Raw genomic sequence first — 22,914 nt, forward strand, 5'->3', positions numbered from 1 at the left:
CACGCTTATTAAAAATGCCAATAATGATATCAATATTGACCTAAATTTCTCTTTCATTTTTTCCTCCTCAACTGATATTCTTATAAATTATCGCTGTAAAGCTCCTATTTTTTTGTATGTTTGAAATAAAAAATTGGCAAGAATACATACCTATCCATCAGGTAAATATTCTTGCCAATCACAAAAAATTATATTACAAAAAGACAGAGCTATTTGTCTGTCTGTCTGTCTGTCTGTCTGTCTGTCTGTCTGTCTGTCTGTCTGTCTGTCTGTCTAACGATTGTGTTCAAATAATCCATCCTTGTCCACTCTTTTCACATAAATTTCTATTTGTATATTATATCAAATTCATTTAATTTTTTCCAGTGTTATTTTTCATATTTGTTACTTAAAATTTGTAATATTACAATCGATATGAAACAAATAATAAAAAAAGAGAGAAAATCCTGTATAATTGAAGTAACCACAAATCAAAAATGAAAGGAATTCTCTCTATGAATAATATTATAACACAAAAGCAAAGATACTTATCTCATATTTTAGAAGCTAGATACCATGTAGTCAAAACTTACAGAAGTGATTACTTCATCAAATTTGTATACAGAAAATATAAAAATTAGTATATTTAACTCCCCATTTTTCCATAACATCTTCTAAATGTTCTAAAGCATTTTTTTCATAGTCTCTTTTTAAAATACAAATTTCAAACCATATCTAAAATACTGGTGGCTTTGGTGCTGGAACTCTCTTATGCTCACTAATTCTATTTAGCCTATCGATTATCTCCAGGTCTTTTTCAGGAACCTCGTCTCTTCTTCCTTCAACAACCATATCTATATAGTTGTAAGTAGTTCCCATTTCATTTTCGTCCGTCTGACCTTCCCATAGTCCCGCAGATGGAGCCTTTTTAATTACATCCTCATGTACTCCAAGCTCTTTTGCCCATTCATATACCTCTGCCTTTGTAAGATTGGCGATCGGCAAAAAATCAACACCGCCATCTCCATATTTTGTAAAGTAACCAGTTAGTATTTCAGCAGCATTGTCAGTACCAGCAACCAAATAACCTTGATTGTTTGCAACAGCATACACAGTCGCCATTCTAACTCTTGCTCTCAAATTTGCATCTGTTATCTTCTCGTTCCCCTCTATGAATAGCCCCTTTTCCTTCAATTGCCCACACACAGCATCAAGAATAATTCCTTGTGGCTCATCCAAAGTCAATTCGATATGTTCGATTCCACAGCCTTCAATAACCTTTAGAGCATCTAACCTATCTTGAGTATTTGATTTTATATTCATAATAACGCCCAAAGAATTTTCAGGGAAAGCCATTTTCAACAAATAAGCTACAACTGCTGAATCTATTCCACCAGATACACCTACTACAGCACCTCTGCAATTAGCTTCTTTTACTTTTTCTCTAATCCAATCAACAGTTTTTTCAATTTTCTCTTTTCTAGTCAACATAACAATTCTCCTTTAAATAATTCTTCCATCTACAACAGACAAGTAAAACTCATCCCCAAAAGACACCCTTGCATTTGCATTTGTCAATTCTAATATCATTTTATTTAAGCCCTCTGTTTTTTCCGATTCACAGAAAACATTAATCTTTACCTTATCAGCATACTCTATCTCTTTTACAAAATAATTATTATTCGATAACTCATTTTGTATTTTACCCAATAACGTATATTCAAGCTCTACTTCAACGCTCACAAAAGGTCTTTTTTCAACGATTTTAGCAGCATCCAAACCAAGCTTTGCACCTTTGGTATATGCCCTTACAAGCCCTCCTGCACCTAGTTTAATACCACCAAAATATCTAGTAACAACAACTACTACATTTCGTAAATCTTCCTTTTTTATCAGCTCCAAAGTCGGTATTCCCGCAGTTCCTTGAGGCTCACCATCATCACTATATCGTTGAATATTCATGCTTTGACCAATTGTATACGCCCATACATTGTGAGTTGCATCTTTATAATTTTGCTTTATTTTATCAATAAATTCTCTAGCCTCTTCTTCTGTCTGAACTGGCTTTGCATGGCCAATAAATCTTGATTTTTCAACAATATATTCATCGCTACCATATGAATTAAGTGTTTTGAAGTTATCCATAAAGCAACCCCTTTCTATAAATCCTTTAGAAATTATTATATCACAAACAGAGACGTATTTTCAAAAACTCAATACTTATTTTACTCTAGTTCGTTTATACAGAAATATCGACCTCAGTTGTGATTTCTGAGGTCGATATATATTTATTTTTAAATTAACTATTAAATCTTTCATATATTGTTGGCATCCTGAAGTTTTCATTTCTCACATATTTACTAAATACAAACCAAAGCTGAGTCAAAACAACTACTGCTATAGTGGCAATTATACTCTCTACGTCATATGACTGATTTTCTATTGAGTTTGAAAAAACACCTACAAGATTATTATTTAGAAAATGCATAATTACTACAGACCATATTGATTTGGTGTATCCATATGCAAATGAAAATAATACAGACAGTCCTATGCAAAAAATAATCTGAATACAAACACTAAACATCCAAGTCTTACCATCCGAGTAAAACAATATATTAAGTGGAAGATGCCATAGTCCCCAAATTACGCCTAAAAGGATTACCCCTTTTACCATCCCAAATTTTTTCTGTAATACAGGTTGAAGATAGTATCTCCATCCGTACTCCTCACCAAAGAATGGCATATATACTAGGAAAAATGATGGTATTAATGATAATAAAGCATATACTTTGTCAACACCAAATTCTGATATGATTTCTTTAATAGAATTTTTTTCTATTAAGAATACTATCAAAAATCTAGAAAAAAACAGTATTATAAATATCAAAGAGACAATCAATACTTTTTTTCTTGAATCTAATGAAAACCCTGCTTTTTCTTTCAGGTGTTTATCCATCACCCAAAGATATGATATTCCAACTATAGATGACAATATCATCACTATATTTGTAATAAACGATATACTCTCTCCGACAAATGGATACAATATTGCAGTTACACATAGTATTACAACACATATTATATATAAAATCATAAAACTGAACATATTGCTATCTTTTTTTATATATTTATTTTTGAATAATATATACATAACTGCAAATGCTGGTATAAACATCTGTAAAGATGGATATATACTTGTATCTAGCCCTTTTTCTTTTGCAAGATAAAGTGGTATTGCCATTATAAATGGTATTAAAAATGATATTAACATAAAAAGCATTAAATCATTGTTTTCGGTATTTTTTGATTTTTCCTTAATATCATTACTATTATCCTCAATATTAACTCCATTCAACATACTATCCTTCATAACCCCCTCTGAAATAACCACATTATTCAACAATGTTATTTCATTTCATTTAATAAATAGCTACAAATCACTCTCTTCTAAATTTATTTCCATTTCCTCATCAATTTCTTCTGACACATATTTTCCGTCTTTTTTTCTTTGCTTTACACACAAGGTCAATAGATATTCAATTTGACCATTTATAGATCTAAAATCATCCTCTGCCCATGATGATAGCTGGCTATAAAGCTTGGAGGAAATTCTTAGTGGAACCTGTTTTTTTGTATCCTTTTCCATTAGTAAAGACTTCCTGAATTTACAATTGGTTGTGCATCTTTATTACCGCAAAGAACAACCAATAAGTTAGATACCATTGCAGCTTTTCGCTCTTCATCAAGCTCTACTTTGCCTCCTTCACTAAGCTTATCAATTGCCATTTCAACCATACCTACAGCACCATCAACAATCATTTTTCTAGCATCTATTATTGCAGAAGCCTGCTGTCTTTGTAGCATAACAGCTGCTATTTCCTGTGCATATGCCAAATAAGTTATTCTAGCTTCAATTATTTCTATACCTGCTTGATTTACTTTGTTTTGTATCTCATCTTTAATTCTCTTAGCCACTATTTCACTTGAACCTCTCAATGAACCCTCATCTGGCTCTCCATCACCTGTAGTATCAACATTAGATGCTACATCATACGGATAAATTCTAACGATATTCCTCAATGCAACATCACATTGAAGCGATAGGAACTCCATATAGTTATCTACTTCAAAGACCGCCTTCGCAGTATCTGTAACCTTCCAAATGACTGCTATCCCTATTTCTACCGGATTTCCCAAACAGTCATTTATCTTTTGCCTATTATTGTTTAGAGTCATATGCTTTAAGGATATCTTTTTGCTAGAGGGAGAATTGACTTCAACACCTTCAATATTCACATCTGTTTTCTTTCTATTCACATCGCCACTCTGTCTCAAGGACGTAGATGCAGCAGGATTAACTGAGACAGAAAATGGATTTACAAAATATATTCCTTCTTTTCTAATTGTACCAGTATACTTACCAAAAAGAGTCATTACCAATGCCTCTTGAGGCTTTATGACCTTGATTCCTGCAAAGCAGATAAATATAACTACCATAAGGCAAATCAGTAAAAAAATAAATATCGCTTTAGTAGCACCGAAAATATTTTCAGCTCCAATAACCTTTATGAATAATCCAACATCTGCTACCAATGCTAAAATAAGTAAAAATAACATCCCCAGTCCATTCATAGCCTTTAATTCTTTTTCTTGCATAATAACACCTCCATTAATTATATTTGCTAAAAAATAAAGAAAAAAATACAAAACATCTTTTCGATATCATAATGATATCAAAAAGATGTTTTGCAGTCAATAGCATATTCTATCTAATTTTTGAAAAATCTTTTACCAAAAATACATTCTCTAGAAATATTCTATTATTTTTATCCAAAATTGATGTAGGTGATATTTCATTTTTAAAGACAGCTATATTTTTTCCATTCTCTTTTCTATATCCGTACTGGTGTACCATGTATGTCCTTCCATTTTCATCAACACCTAAATACAGCATTGTGTGTCCAGATAAATACATTGCTGAAAAACCTGGCTTTTGCTTCTTTAACAAATTGTTTTTTGCATTATAGCCACCAGAAATGTTAAAATTCACAGTACTTCCAATAATATCCTTAGATTGCGTGGAGGTATCTCTAGAAATTATCACTCCAAAGCTCCTATATACATCTCTTATAAAGCCAGAGCAGTCTCTGGCACTATTGCTATGTCCCCAACCATACTTTTCACCATTGAATTTTAGCATCTGCTTTATTACATTACTTTGAGTGAACGGCAAAAAGCGTTCTGTCGCATCATTCTTATTTATCTCAATATTTCTAACCCTATACCCATCTCCAGATATCGGCATGGATACAATGTAGTTGTCCCCATTTTTTTTCAATAATGGCAATTTCGTACCCATATCCAAAAGATATCCTTGACTATCTCTGATTTGTCTTGAGATAACGGTTATAAAGCTTTGATTTTGTAATTCAATTAGCTTCTCCTTGGAAACCTTCATTATATCTTTTGTCGGAATCCATCCGCGATAGTCTACAGAGGTTATATATGCCCACGATTTGTCGGAATTGTATTTATTTATCGCAATAGGCTCCCAAGGGAAAAGTCCTGACAGTGATGAATAATCGTCAAAGGTGTTTGGATCGACATAGTTTTTACCCATAGGCTTTTCTTTTATAATTGTTCTTCTAGCAATCACACCAAACTCAGAAGCATTCTCTGCGTATATATTATATAAATAGCTTGAGCGCTGAATATTCGACTGATTAATTCGCTCTATTTCTTCTGCTGAATACAACACTGTATTATCATATTTGTTATAGTAATTCCAATATTCATAAGTATTTCTGTTCGTCGGCTTTAATTTACTTCTAGGTGTATTCATATCCTTATCTCCAATTGACGAGTCTGGATTGCCATCGTTTGATGCCATCGAAAATAATTTACTAGACACAGAATTTTCTCCACCAACGACAAATATTCGTTCTTTATTTTTTATATATTCCTTTATGTCCGAATCTAAATTTTTGTTATTTGTCAAAAGTATAGAGCTATCGTAGCCAAATGAAAGTGTTCCAGATGCTAAGGCATCTATCAGAGCTCTTCCATTCGAAATAATGGAGCTTGTATATCCAGTTTCCTTAGCAATATTTAACGATGTTCTATATCTGTCACTACCACTTATTCTTCTTGAAGCCTTTATCATTTTAAATGTATTGCCAGAAATCGAGCCTTCTCCTCCCACTACAATCTTATCTAGGTTAGAATTAATCAATTTTGAAGGTATATTTCTATCATCTATCAATATGATAGGCATTGTATTTCTAGCCAAAGCAGTAGATGACACAGAATCGGCTGGATTTGCTGCCACGATATAAGAGCTAACATCTGTGTTTTTCTCTATTTCATCCGCAATTAACACAGATGTTTCATATCTACTAGCACCCCCAATCCTTTGAACTTGAATTCCTTGTCCTTTTAATCCATCTTCTATTTCCTTACCTACAGAGCTATAACCACCTAGTATTATGACCTTTTCAGGCTTTATCAAGTCAATTTCTCTCTTTGTATTATCATCCAAATTATTTTCTCTAGTCAATAATATTACACCCTCGCAGGAATTTGCTAAAACTGTTCCCGGTAAGGCATCTATAAAATTTTTTGAATTTACAAGGAGCACAGCCTTTTTATTTTCGATTTTTCTAGAGATATTGATGGCGGTCAAATATCTATTGCCACCAGATATCCTTTCAAAATTAATACCATCTGCCTTTACTTTTATTCCAGCTATAGCTAGTATAGACAACGATATTGTCATAGCTTTTATTACTCTGTTTTTCATATTACACCTCATTTCAAAATAATATTTATTTGAACTCCCTCTTGCTATCAGGCATTTCTACCTGTATATACAATTATATCATAACAGTAACCAATTGTTCCCATTCAATTACAGCAATTATTGTCACAAGTATTCAGATGTCCATAAAAATAGGTATGAAATTTTTTTAAATTTTGTCTTGAAAACGTTGTTTAAAGCTTTCTATGATGATATAATAAAGGAAAGAAAATAATTTTCTAAATTTTTAAAAAGTTATATTGAATAAAAGAATTTGTTATTCGATAGATAAAATTTATTATTAGGAGGAATAGAATTGGTAATAAGATGGGAAAATGTCGACGACCTAGAGGATTACTTTATTACTTATCTTCTTTATGCAGATTCTTTTACAGTTCCACAAATATCCAGAATAAGAAATATGACAGAAGAATCTGTTAATAAGGATCTTATATTGGCAAAGACACGATTGAGAGAAGTTAGAAAATCCTCCGATACACCGAAAAGTGATATCATAGAAAAGTATTTGTCATTATCAAAAGAGGAAAGATTGGATTTTATAAAAAAAGTGCCAAAAAACGAATTGGAATCATTTAAAATGAAGGTATATAAATCCATTCTAAAGACTGATAACGCTGAAGACTTGATGGTATTGGTATGGACTGTTGGAGAACTAAAGGATGATAGATTTCTTAACATTATCTATCCACTTCTTGACAAAGGTCATTCTAATTTAAGGCGTATAGCTTACTCTGCATTGGGAAAAATTGGTAATTCTGATAGTTGTAGGTATATTGAAATGGGATTGTCAGATTCCAATCCACAAATCAGACAATACTGTGCAAAGTATCTTGGAAAAATTGGAACAAGAAACAGCTTGAGAATTTTAGAAAATGTAATCAAAAACAAGTCTGATTTTGAAAAGAGGTACGTGCTACGTGCCTGCGATGAATCAATTATAAAATTGAAGCAGAAATTCACAATCAGCAAATAAACCGCGTAGCTGCGTGGTATAGTAATATTACTAAGGAAAATGGAGGGATTCAAAATGATAGTTAGACGTTGTTCTGGTGGAGTTGTTTTTTATGCAAATAAGGTATTGTTGGTTAAAAATGACAAGGGTGAGTGGACGTTGCCAAAGGGAAAAATAGTTGGCGAAGGACTGCCTCATGAAAGTGCTGTTCATAGAGTAAAGCTAGAAACGGGAGTAGCTCCTAAGATATTGGATATCGCAGGAGACACCATTTATGAATTCTTCTCAAGAAGTAGAAATCAAAGAGTTTGTAATGCCATAATGTGGTATGTTATGGAGGCTGAAAATATTGAAACCGAAATTTCTAAAGAGTTTTTAGAGGGTGGTTTCTATAAGGTTTCAGATGCGTTAGAAATGCTTACACATAGTAAGGAAAAATCATTGGTTGATGTATCGTATAAGAAATATAAAAACTATAAAAAAGAAAAATAACAAGAATTAAGCTATAGTTATCATACTTATGATTACTATAGCTTATTTTTAGCTATAAAAAATACAGCCTATGGATTATCTATTTGTGATTTCATAGAAATATTACAAATAGCTTATTATTTCAATAAAAAATGCAGTAGACGCCATAGTGGCGAATACTGCAAAATACTTTTTTTATCCTATAGTGATGACTTAGAGTAGAATTCGACTACTAGTGCGTCATTGATTTCAATTGGCACTTCATCTCTCTCCGGCATTCTTGAAAGAACTGCTGAGAAATTAGCCTGATCCTTAGTTAAATAAGGGTATTCGCTTAGTGAAGCAGCCTCAAAATTAGCCTTGAATAAAGGATTAGTTCTATATTTTTCTCTTAGTGATATTTCATCTCCAACACTTACAATGAATGAAGGTATATCAACTTTTCTTCCATTTACATGGATGTTTCCATGACCTACCATCTGTCTTGCCTGTCTGATTGAGTTAGCTAGACCCATTCTGTATACTAGGTTATCTAGTCTACATTCCAAAGTCTTTATAACTGCATTACCAGTTGTTTCCTTAGAATTCTGAGCCTTCTTCATATAAATTCTCATCTGCTTTTCAGAAATTCCGTAGTAAGCTCTTAATCTCTGCTTTTCTAGCAACTGCTGTCCATATGGTGAAAGCTTCTTATCACTTCTAGCAGTTCCCTTTCCCGCTCTGTTCATTGCTTTTGGATGACCACAAACATTAAGTCCTAGTCTTCTTGACAATTTGAACTTAGGTCCCTTTGTAATTGATGACATAATTTTTTCTCCTTTTTAAAATAATAATTTGGATGCACACCTTGTGCATTGTCCACGAAAATGGATGTGTAAACATACTATTTCAGCCGCAAAGACTAACTGTCTTAGATATATTTGCTACATTGTCCATTTAAAGGCTATGCCTCTATGCTGTAATTCACAGCATTAATACTATACCATTTTTTACAACAATTGTAAATACTATTATATAATAATATCAGCTTTTTCCCAAAAATTAACTTCGAGAATTTTACCTTTTTTCTAAAGCTATGATTCTAACAGCTATTACAATAATGGTGAAAACAGCCTCAAAATACACTGCCTAATTCTCAGTACAGTCGATCTATCTGATGAGTAATTATGTGTAACCTCCTCACATTGCTCAAAAACACTCTCAAAATCCTTTTTCATTTCCAAAATCACAGGATTGTCAGTAATGAAAACACCATTTTCAAAATGTAGATATAGACTTCTATAGTCCAAATTTATTGTTCCAATAATTGCGTATTTATCATCGGCAATATGTTGCTTTGCATGCATAAATCCCGGTGTATATTCAAAAATTCTTACACCCTCTCTCGCCAGTGCAGCATAGTATGATCTAGTCATGCTATATATTACTTTTTTGTCTGGGATACCTGGCGTAATAATCCTCACATCCACTCCTCTTTTTGCAGCCATTGTCAATTCGTCATTTAATAAATCATCAATTATCAAATATGGAGTCATAATATACAAGTAGTCATTGGCACTCTTTGCCAAATTAATATATGCATTTCTCGATACTTTTTCCTCATATAGTGGATTTTCTGAGAATGGCTGGACAATTCCCTCTTCACCCTCAAAATAATCTGCTTGATTCAACAATCTATCAATATGCTCTTTTTTATTTATGTCGAATTTAATAGAATTCCACATTTCCAAAAACATTATTGTAAAATTATCTACCGCCCTACCTTCTATTCTCACGCCCGTATCTTTCCAATATCCATATGGATTTACAATATTGAAATATTCATCGGCGATATTATATCCACCAGTATAGGCAATCTTGCCATCTATGACTGTTATTTTCCTATGATCTCTATTATTCATAAAGATGTTCAAAATAGGTATCACTGGATTAAAAACCCTACAATTAATCCCCTTCTTTTTGAGTTTTTTCGTAAATGAAGTATTTACAAAGCCAATACTCCCCATATCGTCATAGAGTATTCTAACATCAACACCTTCTTTGACCTTTTGTACCAAAATATCTTCAAGCTCTCTAAATGACTCCGAATCTTCAATTGCGTGATATTCCATAAATATGAAATTTTTCGCATTTTTCATATCTTCCTTTTGAGCAGCTATCCCCTCATAAGCCTCACTAAAATACCTGATTTTATTCCCCTTATATGGAGGCATTTTTCCATGCTTGCTTATATAATATGACTGTCCAAAGGCAACACTATCTCTTTCTCTAAGCTCATTTAAAACCGATCTATCAGATATCAAAATACTGTCAAATATTCCATAAATCGACTTATATCTTCTTTTCGTAAAAAAACGTGAAAACCTACTTCCAAATAATGTATAAAAAATAACACCAGCTAATGGCAAAACTAAAAGAAAAAACATCCAAGGCATCTTAATATTTGCGTTAGTGTGTTTTCCGTATACCTTAAGAGCTAAAACAACCGATAGAAGCTGTGTTATTACAGTCACCAACTGATAGTAACTGCTAAGTCTGTAAAACATAAAATAAATCCATGATACTTGAACAATTAAGGCTATCCCAGCCACTATCCCCCTTCTAATTCCATTACGTCTATCTTCCACTTATTACTCAGCCCCCATTCTTTCAACTATTTTTGTAGCCTCAACAATTTCTTTAAATTTTGAGATAATATAATCATAGTTATCTCTTACATGTGGCAATAAACAATTTGTACAGTCCTTCACACCAGATTCAGTTATAGAAAAGTTTCCGCCACATTTCTTACCCAGTGCATAAAGAGGACAATAGCAGAATAGACAATTAAAGCTTTCTTTTTTTAAACTACTACCTTCCAATTTGTGACATGGAAAAAATTCGCATTCAGCATGACTAAAAAATTTATATTTTTTCATATAATAACCCTTTATTTAGATTCAATCTAAACCAAATCCTTTCTTGTAATCGTATTCAACTATAATATAGTATGAACTCTTTGCGTAATTTTATAATTTGTTTTTCGGTACATATATTATACACCAAACAAAGTAACTTTTGTTTAAATTACTGTTTATTTTATCAATTATATAGCTATATATCAATAAAATTGTGGTATAATTATTGTAAATTTACCAACATCATCTAAGAATGGATGCTCTTGGTAAATACTTTAGACTCAAAAACAGGAGGATACTACATAGTATATAATGATATGAACGATTTAAATATAAATAATGAAGACATGATAAACCAGAGAGAGAAAGCCCTCTGCGTAGGTCTTAATCTTACGTCGAACAGCTTGCGAAAATCAGAAATAGATATTGAAGCTTCAATGAAGGAGCTTATAGAGCTAGTAAAGGCTGCTGGTGGCGAGGTTGTCGGTGATTTGACTCAAAACAGATCCACAATTGATGCTGCCACATACCTGGGAAGCGGAAAAATAGAAGAAATAAAAAACTATGCCGAAAGCCTAGATGCTACAATGGTTGTTTTTAATGACGAGTTGTCTGGTGCTCAAATAAGAAATATTGAAAACATTGTTGGAAAAAAAATAATCGACAGAACAACTTTGATATTGGATATTTTCGCACAAAGAGCACATAGTAAAGAGGGAAAGCTGCAAGTAGAGCTTGCACAATTAAAATATAGATTACCTAGACTGTACGGCATGGGTGGACATATGAGTAGAACTGGAGCAGGTATAGGTACAAGAGGTCCAGGTGAACAAAAATTAGAAAAGGATAAAAGACATATCCTAAACAGAGCGGCAAGCATCAGAGAGGAATTAAGAGAGGTTTCAAAAAATAGAGAAACTCAAAGAGTTCAAAGAGCAAAGAATAATATTCCAATAGTGGCTCTGGTAGGATACACAAATGCCGGAAAATCAACATTACTCAACGAGATAATAAAAAAACATCCAGAATATGAAAAGGAAAAAGACGTATTTGTGAAGGATATGCTATTTGCAACCCTTGATGTATCTTTGAGAAAGTCTGCTCTTCCAAATAAAAAAGAATTTCTAATAGTAGATACTGTTGGTTTTGTAAGTAAGCTTCCACATGATTTAATTGAAGCATTCAAAGCAACCTTGGAAGAAGTAAAATATGCTGACTTAATTCTTCACGTTATTGATGCCACTAATAAAAGCTCAGATATTCAAAGGCTGACTACAGAAAGTGTGTTAAAGGACTTGGGTGCTAATGACAAAGAAACTATAACAGTCTACAATAAAATAGATCAGCTGGAATTAGATATTTATCCGAAAAACCAAAAAGATATCGTCTATATTTCTGCAAAAAATGGAATAAATATAGACAAGCTGATGAATCTAATTCAAGAGTCGATTATGGAGAAAACATACAATGTAAATCTGCTGTTACCTTTTGAAAGAGGTAATATCTTCAGCTCAATCAAGGACAAATACGTATTGGACAGATTTGAATATACTGCTGAAGGTATCGATCTAATAGTATCCTTAGATGAAATGGACTACAATAGCTATAAAAAATATATAAAATAATCAGGAGGTCCCTATGGAAAAATTAATTATTTCGCAAAAAGATCTAAGCAAATTCGATGAAATCGGTATAACTATAGCCGTAGCCGAGGACATAATCATCCATGCTACATCAGTTGAGGAATCTATGGTGGAATTGAAGGAGCTCGTTCAAGCAGCCGGAGGAGATGTAAGAGCTGAGCTGATACTTCACCAAAAAATCGATCCAGATTACTATCTAGATAAGGAAACCTTGGACTATGTAATCAGACAGCTAAAGGATTTAGATGCAAATATGCTCGTATTTATAGACGAATTAACTGGAACACAGATCAAAAATATCGAGGAATTATCTGGTGTAAAGGTTGTAGACAGAACGATGCTTCTATTAGACATACTTGCAAATAGAGCCAATAGAAGAGAGGGAAAACTTGAAATAGAAAAAGCGCAGCTTTCATATAGACTAGATAGATTGGAAGGTTTTCAGGGAATATATAAATACGGCTCTGGAATATGTGTAAATAACCCCTTCGGAAACAGAATTCTTACTGATGAGGAAGCTATAAAAGAAAAAATTCAGTCAATCAAAATCGATTTGAGTGTCATTGTAAAAAACAGATTTGTCCAGAGATCAAAAAAATTAGGAAAAAATCTTCCGCTCGTTGCATTTACTGGATATACAAATTCAGGAAAATCCGCTATTATCAACGAATTGATGAAATTAGATTCAGATTATACAAGAGAAAGCGAAATAGTGGTAAAAGACAAGATGCTGTCAACAATGGACGTTTCCTTAAGAAAATCCGTTCTACCAAACGGACAAGACTTTTTGGTTGTTGACACGATAGGATTTGTAAGCGATGTTCCAAGACCAATGCTAACTGCCTTTAGATCGACTTTTGAAGAAATAAGCTATGCCGATCTTATCATCAACGTTTTCGATGCAAGCTCTAATGGACAGGATATCCAGAAAAATATTATGGATTATACCTTTGAAAAAATTGGAGTTACAAACAAGAAAAAAATATCTGTTTACAATAAGGCAGATAAGCTTGATGTCATTCCTGAAAGCACAGACGAAAAAATATACATTTCAGCAAAAAGTGGTTACAATATGGATAAATTGCTAGATGCTATTCAGTCAAATTTATTCCAAAAGTCTTACGAAGAAATTCTTCTTATACCATATTCAAAATATGAAGCTTTCAATGAAATAAGATCTAACAGAGTAATTGAAATGGAAGATTTTGAAATGACGAATGATGGAATAAAGCTTAGACTAGTTATGAATCAGTCAGAGCTTGATAAATATAAAGAGCTTATAGCTAAATAATAATTACACCAAAAATATGTATTTAACTAAAAAAGCTCGCACATTCCAAAAATTGCTGTGTTCTCCAAAATAAGCTAGAATATACTAGTCTTGAAAACAACACATCGACAAGGAATGCTGCGAGCCTTTATTTTTTAAAATAATTTAAAAACCGGATATTCACCATTGCTATCTATGCCAAGTAAGGTTGAGTATATTGCAGAAAATGAAACCTTCAGCTTGTCAAAATAAGGCAGCTTTTCGAGTGGCTTTTCCGTATATATATTACTCTCGGAAATGACATTGTCATATTTATCCTTTAATACCATTTTTCCAATCGGACTGTCGTTATTATCCATCAATTTAACAGTGTTGTACCTAATACTCTGCTTTATTTTTTCAGTATCCTTTTTCATTACCTTTATTTCATTTCTTGAAGAAACATCAATATTAAAAATTGATAGACCTCCTAAATTCGTATTTGAAATCTTTGAGCTTTTACTATACAAAAGCTTTGTTTTGTAGTGCTTTGCGATGTAAGTCAATGCATTAAATGTCGTGCTTTTTCTAGCGTCTTTACTAGGTGCTCCAAGAGATACACCTACCAACCTGTTTTTATAATCATTACCATTTCCCTTATCAGTAATCATCGAATACGCAAGACAATACCCAGCACTGTCTGTGAAGCCCGTCTTTAATCCATCTACACTGCTTATTAGCGGAATCAAAGGATTAGTATTTTCTTTATTTATTTTTTTTGCAACACCAGTAAAATGAGATTTATTGGTTATTTTAATCAATTTATTTGGATATTTTTTGTATATCCAAAAAGATAGTTTCAATACATCTCTCGCTGTCGTTTCATTCTCAACAGACATTACCCTGCCATCATAGTTTATCTTCTCTGGAAGTCCGTTTGGATTATAAAATTTTGTATTTGTCATTCCCAGCTCGACAGCCTTTTTATTCATTAATTTCGCAAAATTTTCATAGCTTCCACCTATATGTCTTGCAATTGCCAGCGCTGCATCGTTGGCTGAAATCAACATCATTCCCTCCATAAGCTCTCTCAGAGTTACCTTATCGCCAGCAACCAATTCCATATGAGTGCCATATCGGTTTACATCCGATTGTACAATTGTAACTATATCATCTTCTGAAGCTTTTTTTGAATCTATTGCATCAAATGCTATTAGCAATGTCATAACCTTTGAAATACTTGCCATCGACTGCACATTATCAGCATTCTTTTCATAGATAATCCTACCAGTATCTATATCTGAAATTATTGCCGATCTTGAAAATGAGTCATTATATCTAGTAGCCTCAGCATATGAAGCCATTGCGAATTGACATGATAATACCAATGACATCACAGAAGCTATTACCACCTTCCGAAAGAACATAATCCTATTTTGATTCACATCCAAACACCTCTCAATTTAATATCAAATATATCTTACAATATAAAATTCAATAATACAATACAAAATAAGTAACAATTACAATAATTTCAATAACATCAAAGGTAACAATTTGAAAATAATATTGAAAATTTTTGAAGCTGTTACTTTTGTTGTTTGACATAAAGTATCTCTTAACTTAAAATTATATTATATGATTATGATTTTAGGAGGGTACACCATGTTTGATAAGAATTTTGATGAACTGATAACAGAAAAACTCACAATACTATATACCTTAAATAAGATAAAAAAAGATATGACCGATGCTCAGCTCGCAAATGTAATCCTTAGTACCGAAATACTGGATTATTTTACGCTTATGTCACTCCTGCAAAATATGATAGAAACCAAAATAGTAACAACCTATAAAAAAAATGGTACTATTTTATATTCGATAACACAGAATGGACTCGAAGTATTGACATCATTTATTGACAGAATACCCGACTATTTTATAAAAAAAATAGACAAGTATATAGACGAAAATTACGATGAAATTTTCACAGAGAGGATTATGTTTAAGGCAGACTACGATAAAAATTATGATTTTAACTATACTGTTGTAGCTTCAGTTACAAAAGGCTCTTCAGAGATTTTTAAAACTAGTTTTTTAGTTGAAAATGAAGATGATGCAAAAAGAATCTCCAGTAAATGGGTAAAATCTGGAAACGAAGAATATCTAAAGATTTTGAATATATTCGGTCTCATATAACACAAAAGGAGAATACAGAAACACCAAATCACTGTACTCTCCTTTTTTAGAACATACCTTCTAGCTAATTATAGCCTACCTTCTAGCTAAAGATATCACATTTTCTTCTATAACAACAAATTCAATATCAGTTTTTTCCAATATTCCTTTGATAAATGCCCTTCTTAGCTCCGTATAGTATTTATGAAAATCTAAATCCCAATATGTCCAGTACTTCATCGTAGTAGGTCTCGTTCTCGTCCATACAACTTCATCGTACCTGTCATCCACTATTTTATTGAACTCTTCAGATTTTCCACCATCCAACAATAGGTTTCTAATCACCCAGTATATCTCGATAACGGGTTTACCTTCATATTCCGGAGCAACCTCCGTCCCCATTTTATAGAACGCGTCCTTCAAGTGCATCATCTGACTTTCATCAGCATCGATTATTTTCTTTACAGAGTAGGCAAATCTATTTTCTATTATCGCCAAATTTTTTTCAAGCCACCTTACGTCGCCTTCATATTTATCCACAATACTATCGACATCATCTATCTCAATTTGACCACAAGTATCATCTATATCTTTACCCAAATCGTCATAAAGTCCATACTCATCAGATATATCAACACTAGCCTGAACAAACCTTTCCTGCTGTAACATCCTAATATATGTTTTTTTCAAATTTTCCCTTTTTTGATTGTCCATTCTATTCACCTCTTAATTACTTAATTATCACAATACGTTTTCTCAAAGTGACGTATCGCAAGTCATACAATAAAGCTAGTAATTTTATTATATCACTTTTACTAATATTTAACAATCTTTTTTATTAACTATTAAAAATGATTTTAATTTTTTTGTTTATTCAGCTACAAATTTTTTTAGATATAAATGCCCGTTTATCATACACCTTTTTTTGCCATTTTATTTGCCATCCTTATCTTCCCTATCAAGTATAAAGAGCCCGCACTTACGATAGCAAATTTGCCTTTCTTATTTCTATATTTAATTTTATTAACATTTTCTATTGCAAACTTTATCGCCTCTTCAGGATCTTCAATACAAACAATATCCTCTGAATACACACCTACTCTAATTGATAAAGCCTCAACTGACATAGACCTTGGACTATCAGGCAATGTCACGACAACTCTATTGAATTTAGGCACCAGAGCCTTTACTATTCCATCTACATCCTTGTCTTCTAATACCCCTATGACAAGAGTTTTGTCATAACCATCAAGCAATCTATCAATTTCCTTTGATAACATTTTTGCAGAATCAAGGTTATGGGCTCCATCGACTATTTGAAGAGGCTTTTCGGAGATAATTTCAAATCTTCCAGCCCACCTCGTATTCAATATCCCATTTCTTATATTTTCCTCAGAAATTTTTACAAACCTAGAATTGTTCATTAGAAAAAATGCAACATTACACGCCAAAATACAGTTTTTAACCTGATGCTCCCCCAGAAGCCTTATTTTGTAGTTTTTTCGTTCATTCCTTAGATAATCCTTGAATGAGAATATCTGATTATTTAAATTATATTTCTCTATTATCACATCTGAAAAATCGGATACAATCAATTTATTTTCCTTTTTATTACAAACATCTCCTATCACTTTTTTTACACTCATCCCTTGGTCGTATAAAAATGTTACACCTCTTTGTTTCACTACTCCGGCCTTTTCATAGGCTATTTTTTCTATTGTGTCTCCCAATACCTGTGTATGATCCATGCTAATCGATGTAATAACGCTCACGAGTGATTTTTCAATCACATTTGTGGCATCATAGCTTCCACCTAGACCTACCTCTAATACAACTACATCTACATCCTTCATGCAAAAATAGCAAAACGCAATCGCAGTAACAATCTCAAATTCAGTTGGATGTGGCAGCCCATCATTGATCATACTATCACACACAATTTTCACTCTAGTAGTAATCTCTGCCAAATCAGTATCTGATATGTTTTCAAAATTTATCCTTATTCTTTCATTGAATACCTCCAAAAACGGCGAGGTATATAGACCTGTACAGTACCCACTTTCTTGCAGAATATTGGCGATAAAAGCAGCTGTCGATCCTTTACCATTAGTACCAGCAATATGGATAAATTCCAGCTGTCGTTGAGGATTACCAAGCCTATCCAAAAGCTCTGATATACTTTCCAATCCTAGAATCATGCCAAATTTATTTGAGCTATGTATATAACATATTGACTCTTCATAATTCATAATTTCTTCTCCCTTTTAATTCTTAAATTGTATTACCAGCTCAAATGCTTGAGCATATTTACAAACAAAGCTTTGCTCATCTATTTTTTAATAAATCTATATAAAAAGTATCTCGCACCATCCATTTAGTAGCCAATATAAAAAAATACTAAAGCTTATATTCTATCATACCATAAATAATGAAATATTTGAAATTTTTTGTAAAAATATTCACCAAATTATACTCGATGCTTTTTAATAAAATAAAACATTTAATAAAAATTAATAATTCTACGTTTATAAAAGATTTTTTTGTATATTCAAAACTATAACAGTTGTTTTTTACTAACATACATTATATAATATATTTATTGAATAAGTTTCTCATAAATTACAAATAAATCATAAAGATTAGGGGTGTTATTATGAAAAAAATTGATATATACGAAGAACTTAAGTCGAGAATTGTAAAAAATGAGTACAAACCCGGACATGTGCTAAACGAAATAGAAATATCAAAAGAATTCGATATAAGTAGAACTCCAGTCAGAAATGCATTCCAAAGACTTGAATTGGATATGTTACTGAACATCGTTCCAAGGTATGGAGTTCAAGTTGCATTTATTGATTTCACAACTATGAAATCCTTATTTGAATTGACCTCTGTTTTAGATCCTCTTGCTACAAGAAATGCTGTAAACTATATAACAAAAGAACAGCTAAATAGATTGAAGGAAATAACTGCAGAGCTTGATAAATTATCTCTAAATGATGACTATCAGAAAGCCATAGATTATGATGAGGAGTTTCACTCTATAATACTGGAAGCTTGCAATAACCCTTGGTTAACTTCAACTCTAAAATCACTTCATCTACATACCGAAAGATTGTGGCACTACTGTAAGGGATACTTTACAGATATGACGATATTTACTAGAACGTTTAAGCTGATTATTGAAGCAATTGAAGAAAATGACGAAATAAAAGCTGAAAAATACTCTAGAGAACATATCAACGATTTCGTATCAAGAGTAAAGGAAGCTTTGTTTTAATAAAATTTTCATTTATAATTTTTTGTGGAGGTTTAGTATAATGAATAATTTAAGCAATCTTGAACCGAAGGAAGTATTCAAATGGTTCTATGAAATCAATCAACATCCAAGAAGCTCTGGAAACGAAAAGGAAATCAGTGACTTTTTGGTTAACTTCGCAAAGGAGAGAAATCTTGAAGTCTACCAGGATGATATCCTAAACGTAATAATCAAGAAACCAGGAGCACCAGGATATGAAAATTCTGAAACTGTCATTATCCAAGGACATATGGATATGGTTTGCGTAAAAACAGATGACTCAAGCCATAACTTCGACACCGATCCTATTGAAATGATTGTTGATGGTGATATTCTTAGAGCTAACAAAACCACTTTGGGCGGAGATGACGGAATAGCAATAGCCTACGGATTAGCAATATTAGATGCAGACAACATTCCACACCCACCAATAGAATTATTGGTTACGACTAATGAAGAAACTGGTATGGATGGTGCAATGGCATTGACTAACGAGCATCTTACAGGAACAAGACTTTTGAACCTTGATACAGAAGAGGAGGGCTGCTTCCTGGTAAGCTGTTCCGGTGGCTCAAACATCGACTCTATTTTTGAGGTCGAAAGAGAAAGCACAAGCTCAAAGGCTTACGAGCTTGTTGTATCTGGATTAAAGGGTGGGCATTCAGGTGCTGAAATACATATGCAAAGAGGTAACTCAATAAAGCTTGCCGCAAGAATTCTTCACTCCATCAAAAAGGATATCGTTTTGGCATCTATTGACGGTGGAATTAAACATAATGCTGTACCTAGCTTCACAAAAGCTGTATTTACTTGTGATAACTATATTGAATTAAAAGCTTCAGTAGAAAAATTAATAGATGACATAAAAGAAGAATATAGAGTTGAAGAACCAGGCTTGAATATTTCAGTTCAGGCTTCAAATACAACAGAAACATACACAAAAGATTTGAGCAATAGACTTATCAACTTCTTGATGGTATTGCCAGATGGAGTTCAATATATGAGTAAGGATATCGACGGTCTGGTTCAGACATCACTTAACAATGCTATAATCGGTGAGAAAGATGGAAGGCTTGTACTTGTTACATCAGTTCGTTCTGCTTCTACAAGCTCCTTGAGAGAAATATTAAACAGAATCGCTTCACTTTGTGAGGCATTTGGTGCAAATAGTAAGGAATATGCTTCTTACCCAGCTTGGCAATATGAAGCTGAATCAAAATTGAGAGATATAAGCGTCAAAGCTTATGAAGAATTATTTGGCAAAACTCCAGAAATATCTTCTATTCACGCCGGATTGGAATGTGGATTATTGAAGGGCATACTTCCAAATACAGAGATGATCAGCTTTGGACCAGATATCAAAGATGCACATACTCCACTGGAGCATATGAGTATATCATCTGTTGAAAGAATGTGGAAATTCACTAAGAAATTGTTGGAAAATCTTAAATAGCAAAGGCTATAGTCTATAAACAATATTTATTATTATGATTTATTAGAGCTATTCTCTGCAATTGTTCTAAAACATAATTTTACCATTGTAACGATACATTTTGGATATTTATACCAAATGTATCGTTTTTCTTTTAATTAAATACATTTGCAAGTATAATATAATACGTAAGCAGTAATATTATTTCAAACGAAGATATTATGAAGGTATTATAATATATAAATAATGTATAAATAATATAAATATAATTTTCACCTGGATCTACATACAACAAGCTATAACTGTAACTATATTATACAAGGAGGCGTTTCAATTGATTGAAAGTAATACAGTAAAACAGAGTAACTCGAAATTTACAACTAAGGATTTGGTAGAATGTGCCTTATTGACAGCACTTGTATTTGTCGCCACAGGATTTATTAACATAACTCTTCCAATTTCTATGAAGGGTGGTCTAATACACCTTGGCACAGGTATGCTATTTATTTCTGCCATTGTTTTTGGAGAAAAGAAGGGTGCTATTTCAGGTGCTTTCGGTATGGCAATTTTCGATATTTTATCAGGCTGGGCAGCTTGGGCTCCATTTACATTCGTTATAAGAGGTATTATGGGATATATGCTGGGAAAAATATCTCACATAAACGGAAAAAATGGAAATAGCATTGTCATAAATATCATTGCGATGCTGATTTCAACAATTTGGATGATAATTGGATACTACTTCACAGAGGTCATCCTTTATGGAAGCTGGATCACACCATTTACATCAATGCCGGGAGATCTTGCCCAAGGAATTGTAGGTGCATTGATTGCACTTCCAATTATTAAAGGCTTAAAAAGAGTATATAAATAACAAAGCAAAAAAGGCTCGAAAAATTCATCTCGTATGAATATATGAGCCTTTTTTACATGAATATATAATCCTTTTTTTAACTAAATATACTTTTATATCTTTTTTTAAATATGCTTTTTATACCTTTTTTTGATATCTATTCCACATAAACATTACTAGCAGTGTAATCGCAGCATTTAATCCTATTACCACTAAATTTCCCATCAAATCTCCACCACTAAAATGCGAGCTCGCATTAAAATCTACTTCTATATTTGAAAAATCTGTCAACAGGTTTAAAAACAGATTGTTTGCTGAATGAAGCACTATGCTCGCCTCTATTCCACCAGTGTAATAAACCAATACAAACATAAGCAAGCTTGTAGCAAATAAATACAATGTAGCTGAAAAATTATTAGGATTGTGCATCAAAGCGAATATTATGGAGATTAGAGTACAAAGCAGAATCCATGCCCATTTGTTTGATTTTATAACAGTTGAAAATATCTGCAAGCTACCTGCTCTAAAAACAAACTCCTCTCCTGCCGATTGTAAAAAAGACATCACCACTGTTATCAAAACAGATGATATTGTAAAATTCGAAAATACTAGCTCAGATTCCATTTCTAAGGCTGATTGACCTATTATCAATATTCCGGATATTGGAGCAACTATTACCAAGCATCTGATAAACCATCCCCATCTAAAACCAGGCTTTATTGAAATAAGCAGCTTAGGTGAAGACTTATATACGATATAGTACGCTGACATGATTGAAGGAACAAACATAAAAATCAACCAATCTGTAAATCTCGACTCATAAATTGGATTCAAGCTTGCCGTTCCTGATATGAAATTAGTCAAAAATAAATCAAACAATATAGAGCTAGCCTCACGAAGAAAATAGTAAACCCCTATAAATAGAAAGCACGCCAATAGTAATCTATACCACGAATCGATTGGATTACCCAGTGCTCTCAAGAAAATATTTCCATGTGTGCATTTGCTACATTCTAATTTAACTTCGTCATTTTTATTTTTCATAAAACTCCCCCTTTATTACTCTAAACACATCTTCATCTAAATTATACAGGTTTTATTTTGTTAATTCAATGTATTTAATCTTTTCTTAAGACAAGCTT

21 protein-coding genes are annotated in these 22,914 nt (G+C 32.6%); 8 read left to right on the forward strand and 13 right to left on the reverse strand.

Features of this window, described 5'->3' with window-relative positions; translation table 11 throughout:
* Positions 1-714 precede the first annotated feature (714 nt).
* From nadE to BM120_RS07285, 6 genes are all read right to left on the reverse strand, one after another.
* Complete coding sequence (gene nadE / locus BM120_RS07260; RefSeq protein ID WP_091994502.1) at positions 715-1,470, reverse strand: NAD(+) synthase; 756 nt, start codon at positions 1,468-1,470, stop codon at positions 715-717.
* 12 nt (positions 1,471-1,482) lie between these two features.
* Positions 1,483-2,124, reverse strand: a complete 642-nt coding sequence (locus tag BM120_RS07265) for a YigZ family protein (RefSeq protein ID WP_091994503.1) — start codon at positions 2,122-2,124, stop codon at positions 1,483-1,485.
* A gap of 154 nt (positions 2,125-2,278) precedes the next feature.
* Positions 2,279-3,352: a CPBP family intramembrane glutamic endopeptidase gene (locus BM120_RS07270; protein WP_091994505.1), complete on the reverse strand. Its 1,074-nt coding sequence runs from the start codon at positions 3,350-3,352 to the stop codon at positions 2,279-2,281.
* 60 nt (positions 3,353-3,412) lie between these two features.
* Positions 3,413-3,628, reverse strand: a complete 216-nt coding sequence (locus tag BM120_RS07275; RefSeq protein ID WP_091994506.1) for a type II toxin-antitoxin system antitoxin — start codon at positions 3,626-3,628, stop codon at positions 3,413-3,415.
* Positions 3,628-4,638, reverse strand: coding sequence for an SPFH domain-containing protein (locus tag BM120_RS07280; protein WP_091994508.1), 1,011 nt, complete (start codon positions 4,636-4,638; stop codon positions 3,628-3,630). The genes BM120_RS07275 and BM120_RS07280 overlap by 1 nt, the downstream gene beginning before the upstream one ends.
* 109 nt (positions 4,639-4,747) lie before the next feature.
* Positions 4,748-6,781 (reverse strand): cell wall-binding repeat-containing protein, encoded by a 2,034-nt coding sequence (locus tag BM120_RS07285; protein ID WP_177187397.1) that lies wholly within the window; start codon positions 6,779-6,781, stop codon positions 4,748-4,750.
* Positions 6,782-7,094: 313 nt separating this feature from the next.
* Here BM120_RS07285 and BM120_RS07290 point away from each other — a divergent pair, with 313 nt between their 5' ends.
* Together BM120_RS07290 and BM120_RS07295 are read left to right on the forward strand one after the other, a co-directional pair.
* Positions 7,095-7,772, forward strand: coding sequence for a HEAT repeat domain-containing protein (locus tag BM120_RS07290; protein WP_091994510.1), 678 nt, complete (start codon positions 7,095-7,097; stop codon positions 7,770-7,772).
* A gap of 54 nt (positions 7,773-7,826) precedes the next feature.
* Entirely contained in the window at positions 7,827-8,243 is a 417-nt protein-coding gene (locus BM120_RS07295) for an NUDIX domain-containing protein (protein ID WP_091994512.1), read from the forward strand.
* A 179-nt stretch (positions 8,244-8,422) separates the two neighbouring features.
* Here BM120_RS07295 and rpsD read toward each other — a convergent pair whose 3' ends face one another.
* The 3 genes from rpsD to BM120_RS07310 form a co-directional block, all read right to left on the reverse strand.
* A complete protein-coding gene (rpsD, locus tag BM120_RS07300) occupies positions 8,423-9,028 on the reverse strand; it encodes a 30S ribosomal protein S4 (protein WP_091994514.1) in 606 nt (201 codons plus the stop codon).
* A 285-nt stretch (positions 9,029-9,313) separates the two neighbouring features.
* Positions 9,314-10,849 carry a cardiolipin synthase gene (gene cls / locus BM120_RS07305; protein WP_091994515.1) on the reverse strand — a complete coding sequence of 512 codons (1,536 nt, stop codon included), beginning with the start codon at positions 10,847-10,849 and terminating at the stop codon, positions 9,314-9,316.
* A gap of 3 nt (positions 10,850-10,852) precedes the next feature.
* Entirely contained in the window at positions 10,853-11,140 is a 288-nt protein-coding gene (locus tag BM120_RS07310) for a cysteine-rich small domain-containing protein (RefSeq protein ID WP_091994517.1), read from the reverse strand.
* A 296-nt stretch (positions 11,141-11,436) separates the two neighbouring features.
* Here BM120_RS07310 and hflX (BM120_RS07315) point away from each other — a divergent pair, with 296 nt between their 5' ends.
* Both hflX (BM120_RS07315) and hflX (BM120_RS07320) read left to right on the forward strand, forming a co-directional pair.
* Positions 11,437-12,744 (forward strand): GTPase HflX, encoded by a 1,308-nt coding sequence (hflX, locus tag BM120_RS07315; RefSeq protein WP_091994519.1) that lies wholly within the window; start codon positions 11,437-11,439, stop codon positions 12,742-12,744.
* A 13-nt stretch (positions 12,745-12,757) separates the two neighbouring features.
* A complete protein-coding gene (gene hflX / locus BM120_RS07320; RefSeq protein WP_091994520.1) occupies positions 12,758-14,053 on the forward strand; it encodes a GTPase HflX in 1,296 nt (431 codons plus the stop codon).
* Between the two features lie 134 nt (positions 14,054-14,187).
* Here hflX (BM120_RS07320) and BM120_RS07325 read toward each other — a convergent pair whose 3' ends face one another.
* Positions 14,188-15,438 (reverse strand): D-alanyl-D-alanine carboxypeptidase family protein, encoded by a 1,251-nt coding sequence (locus tag BM120_RS07325; RefSeq protein ID WP_143076521.1) that lies wholly within the window; start codon positions 15,436-15,438, stop codon positions 14,188-14,190.
* A gap of 238 nt (positions 15,439-15,676) precedes the next feature.
* Between BM120_RS07325 and BM120_RS07330 the strand changes: the two genes are divergently transcribed.
* Positions 15,677-16,210: a DUF4364 family protein gene (locus tag BM120_RS07330; protein WP_177187398.1), complete on the forward strand. Its 534-nt coding sequence runs from the start codon at positions 15,677-15,679 to the stop codon at positions 16,208-16,210.
* 75 nt (positions 16,211-16,285) lie between these two features.
* Here the strand turns inward: BM120_RS07330 and BM120_RS07335 are convergent, their stop codons facing one another.
* Both BM120_RS07335 and BM120_RS07340 read right to left on the reverse strand, forming a co-directional pair.
* Positions 16,286-16,903 carry a hypothetical protein gene (locus tag BM120_RS07335; RefSeq protein ID WP_091994525.1) on the reverse strand — a complete coding sequence of 206 codons (618 nt, stop codon included), beginning with the start codon at positions 16,901-16,903 and terminating at the stop codon, positions 16,286-16,288.
* Between the two features lie 197 nt (positions 16,904-17,100).
* On the reverse strand, positions 17,101-18,438 hold the full coding sequence (locus BM120_RS07340; protein WP_091994527.1) for a bifunctional folylpolyglutamate synthase/dihydrofolate synthase: 1,338 nt from the start codon (positions 18,436-18,438) through the stop codon (positions 17,101-17,103).
* Between the two features lie 404 nt (positions 18,439-18,842).
* Here BM120_RS07340 and BM120_RS07345 point away from each other — a divergent pair, with 404 nt between their 5' ends.
* The 3 genes from BM120_RS07345 to BM120_RS07355 all read left to right on the forward strand — a co-directional run bounded on the left by BM120_RS07345 (position 18,843) and on the right by BM120_RS07355 (position 21,793).
* Entirely contained in the window at positions 18,843-19,469 is a 627-nt protein-coding gene (locus BM120_RS07345; RefSeq protein ID WP_091994528.1) for a GntR family transcriptional regulator, read from the forward strand.
* Between the two features lie 40 nt (positions 19,470-19,509).
* Positions 19,510-20,940 carry an aminoacyl-histidine dipeptidase gene (locus BM120_RS07350; protein ID WP_091994530.1) on the forward strand — a complete coding sequence of 477 codons (1,431 nt, stop codon included), beginning with the start codon at positions 19,510-19,512 and terminating at the stop codon, positions 20,938-20,940.
* A 313-nt stretch (positions 20,941-21,253) separates the two neighbouring features.
* Entirely contained in the window at positions 21,254-21,793 is a 540-nt protein-coding gene (locus BM120_RS07355) for an ECF transporter S component (RefSeq protein WP_091994531.1), read from the forward strand.
* Positions 21,794-21,910: 117 nt separating this feature from the next.
* Here the strand turns inward: BM120_RS07355 and BM120_RS07360 are convergent, their stop codons facing one another.
* Positions 21,911-22,816, reverse strand: a complete 906-nt coding sequence (locus BM120_RS07360) for a CPBP family intramembrane glutamic endopeptidase (RefSeq protein WP_091994533.1) — start codon at positions 22,814-22,816, stop codon at positions 21,911-21,913.
* Between the last annotated feature and the right edge of the window lie 98 nt (positions 22,817-22,914).

The sequence above is a fragment of the Peptostreptococcus sp. D1 genome (genome assembly GCF_900112955.1).
In the GTDB taxonomy this organism is placed as follows: domain Bacteria; phylum Bacillota; class Clostridia; order Peptostreptococcales; family Peptostreptococcaceae; genus Peptostreptococcus.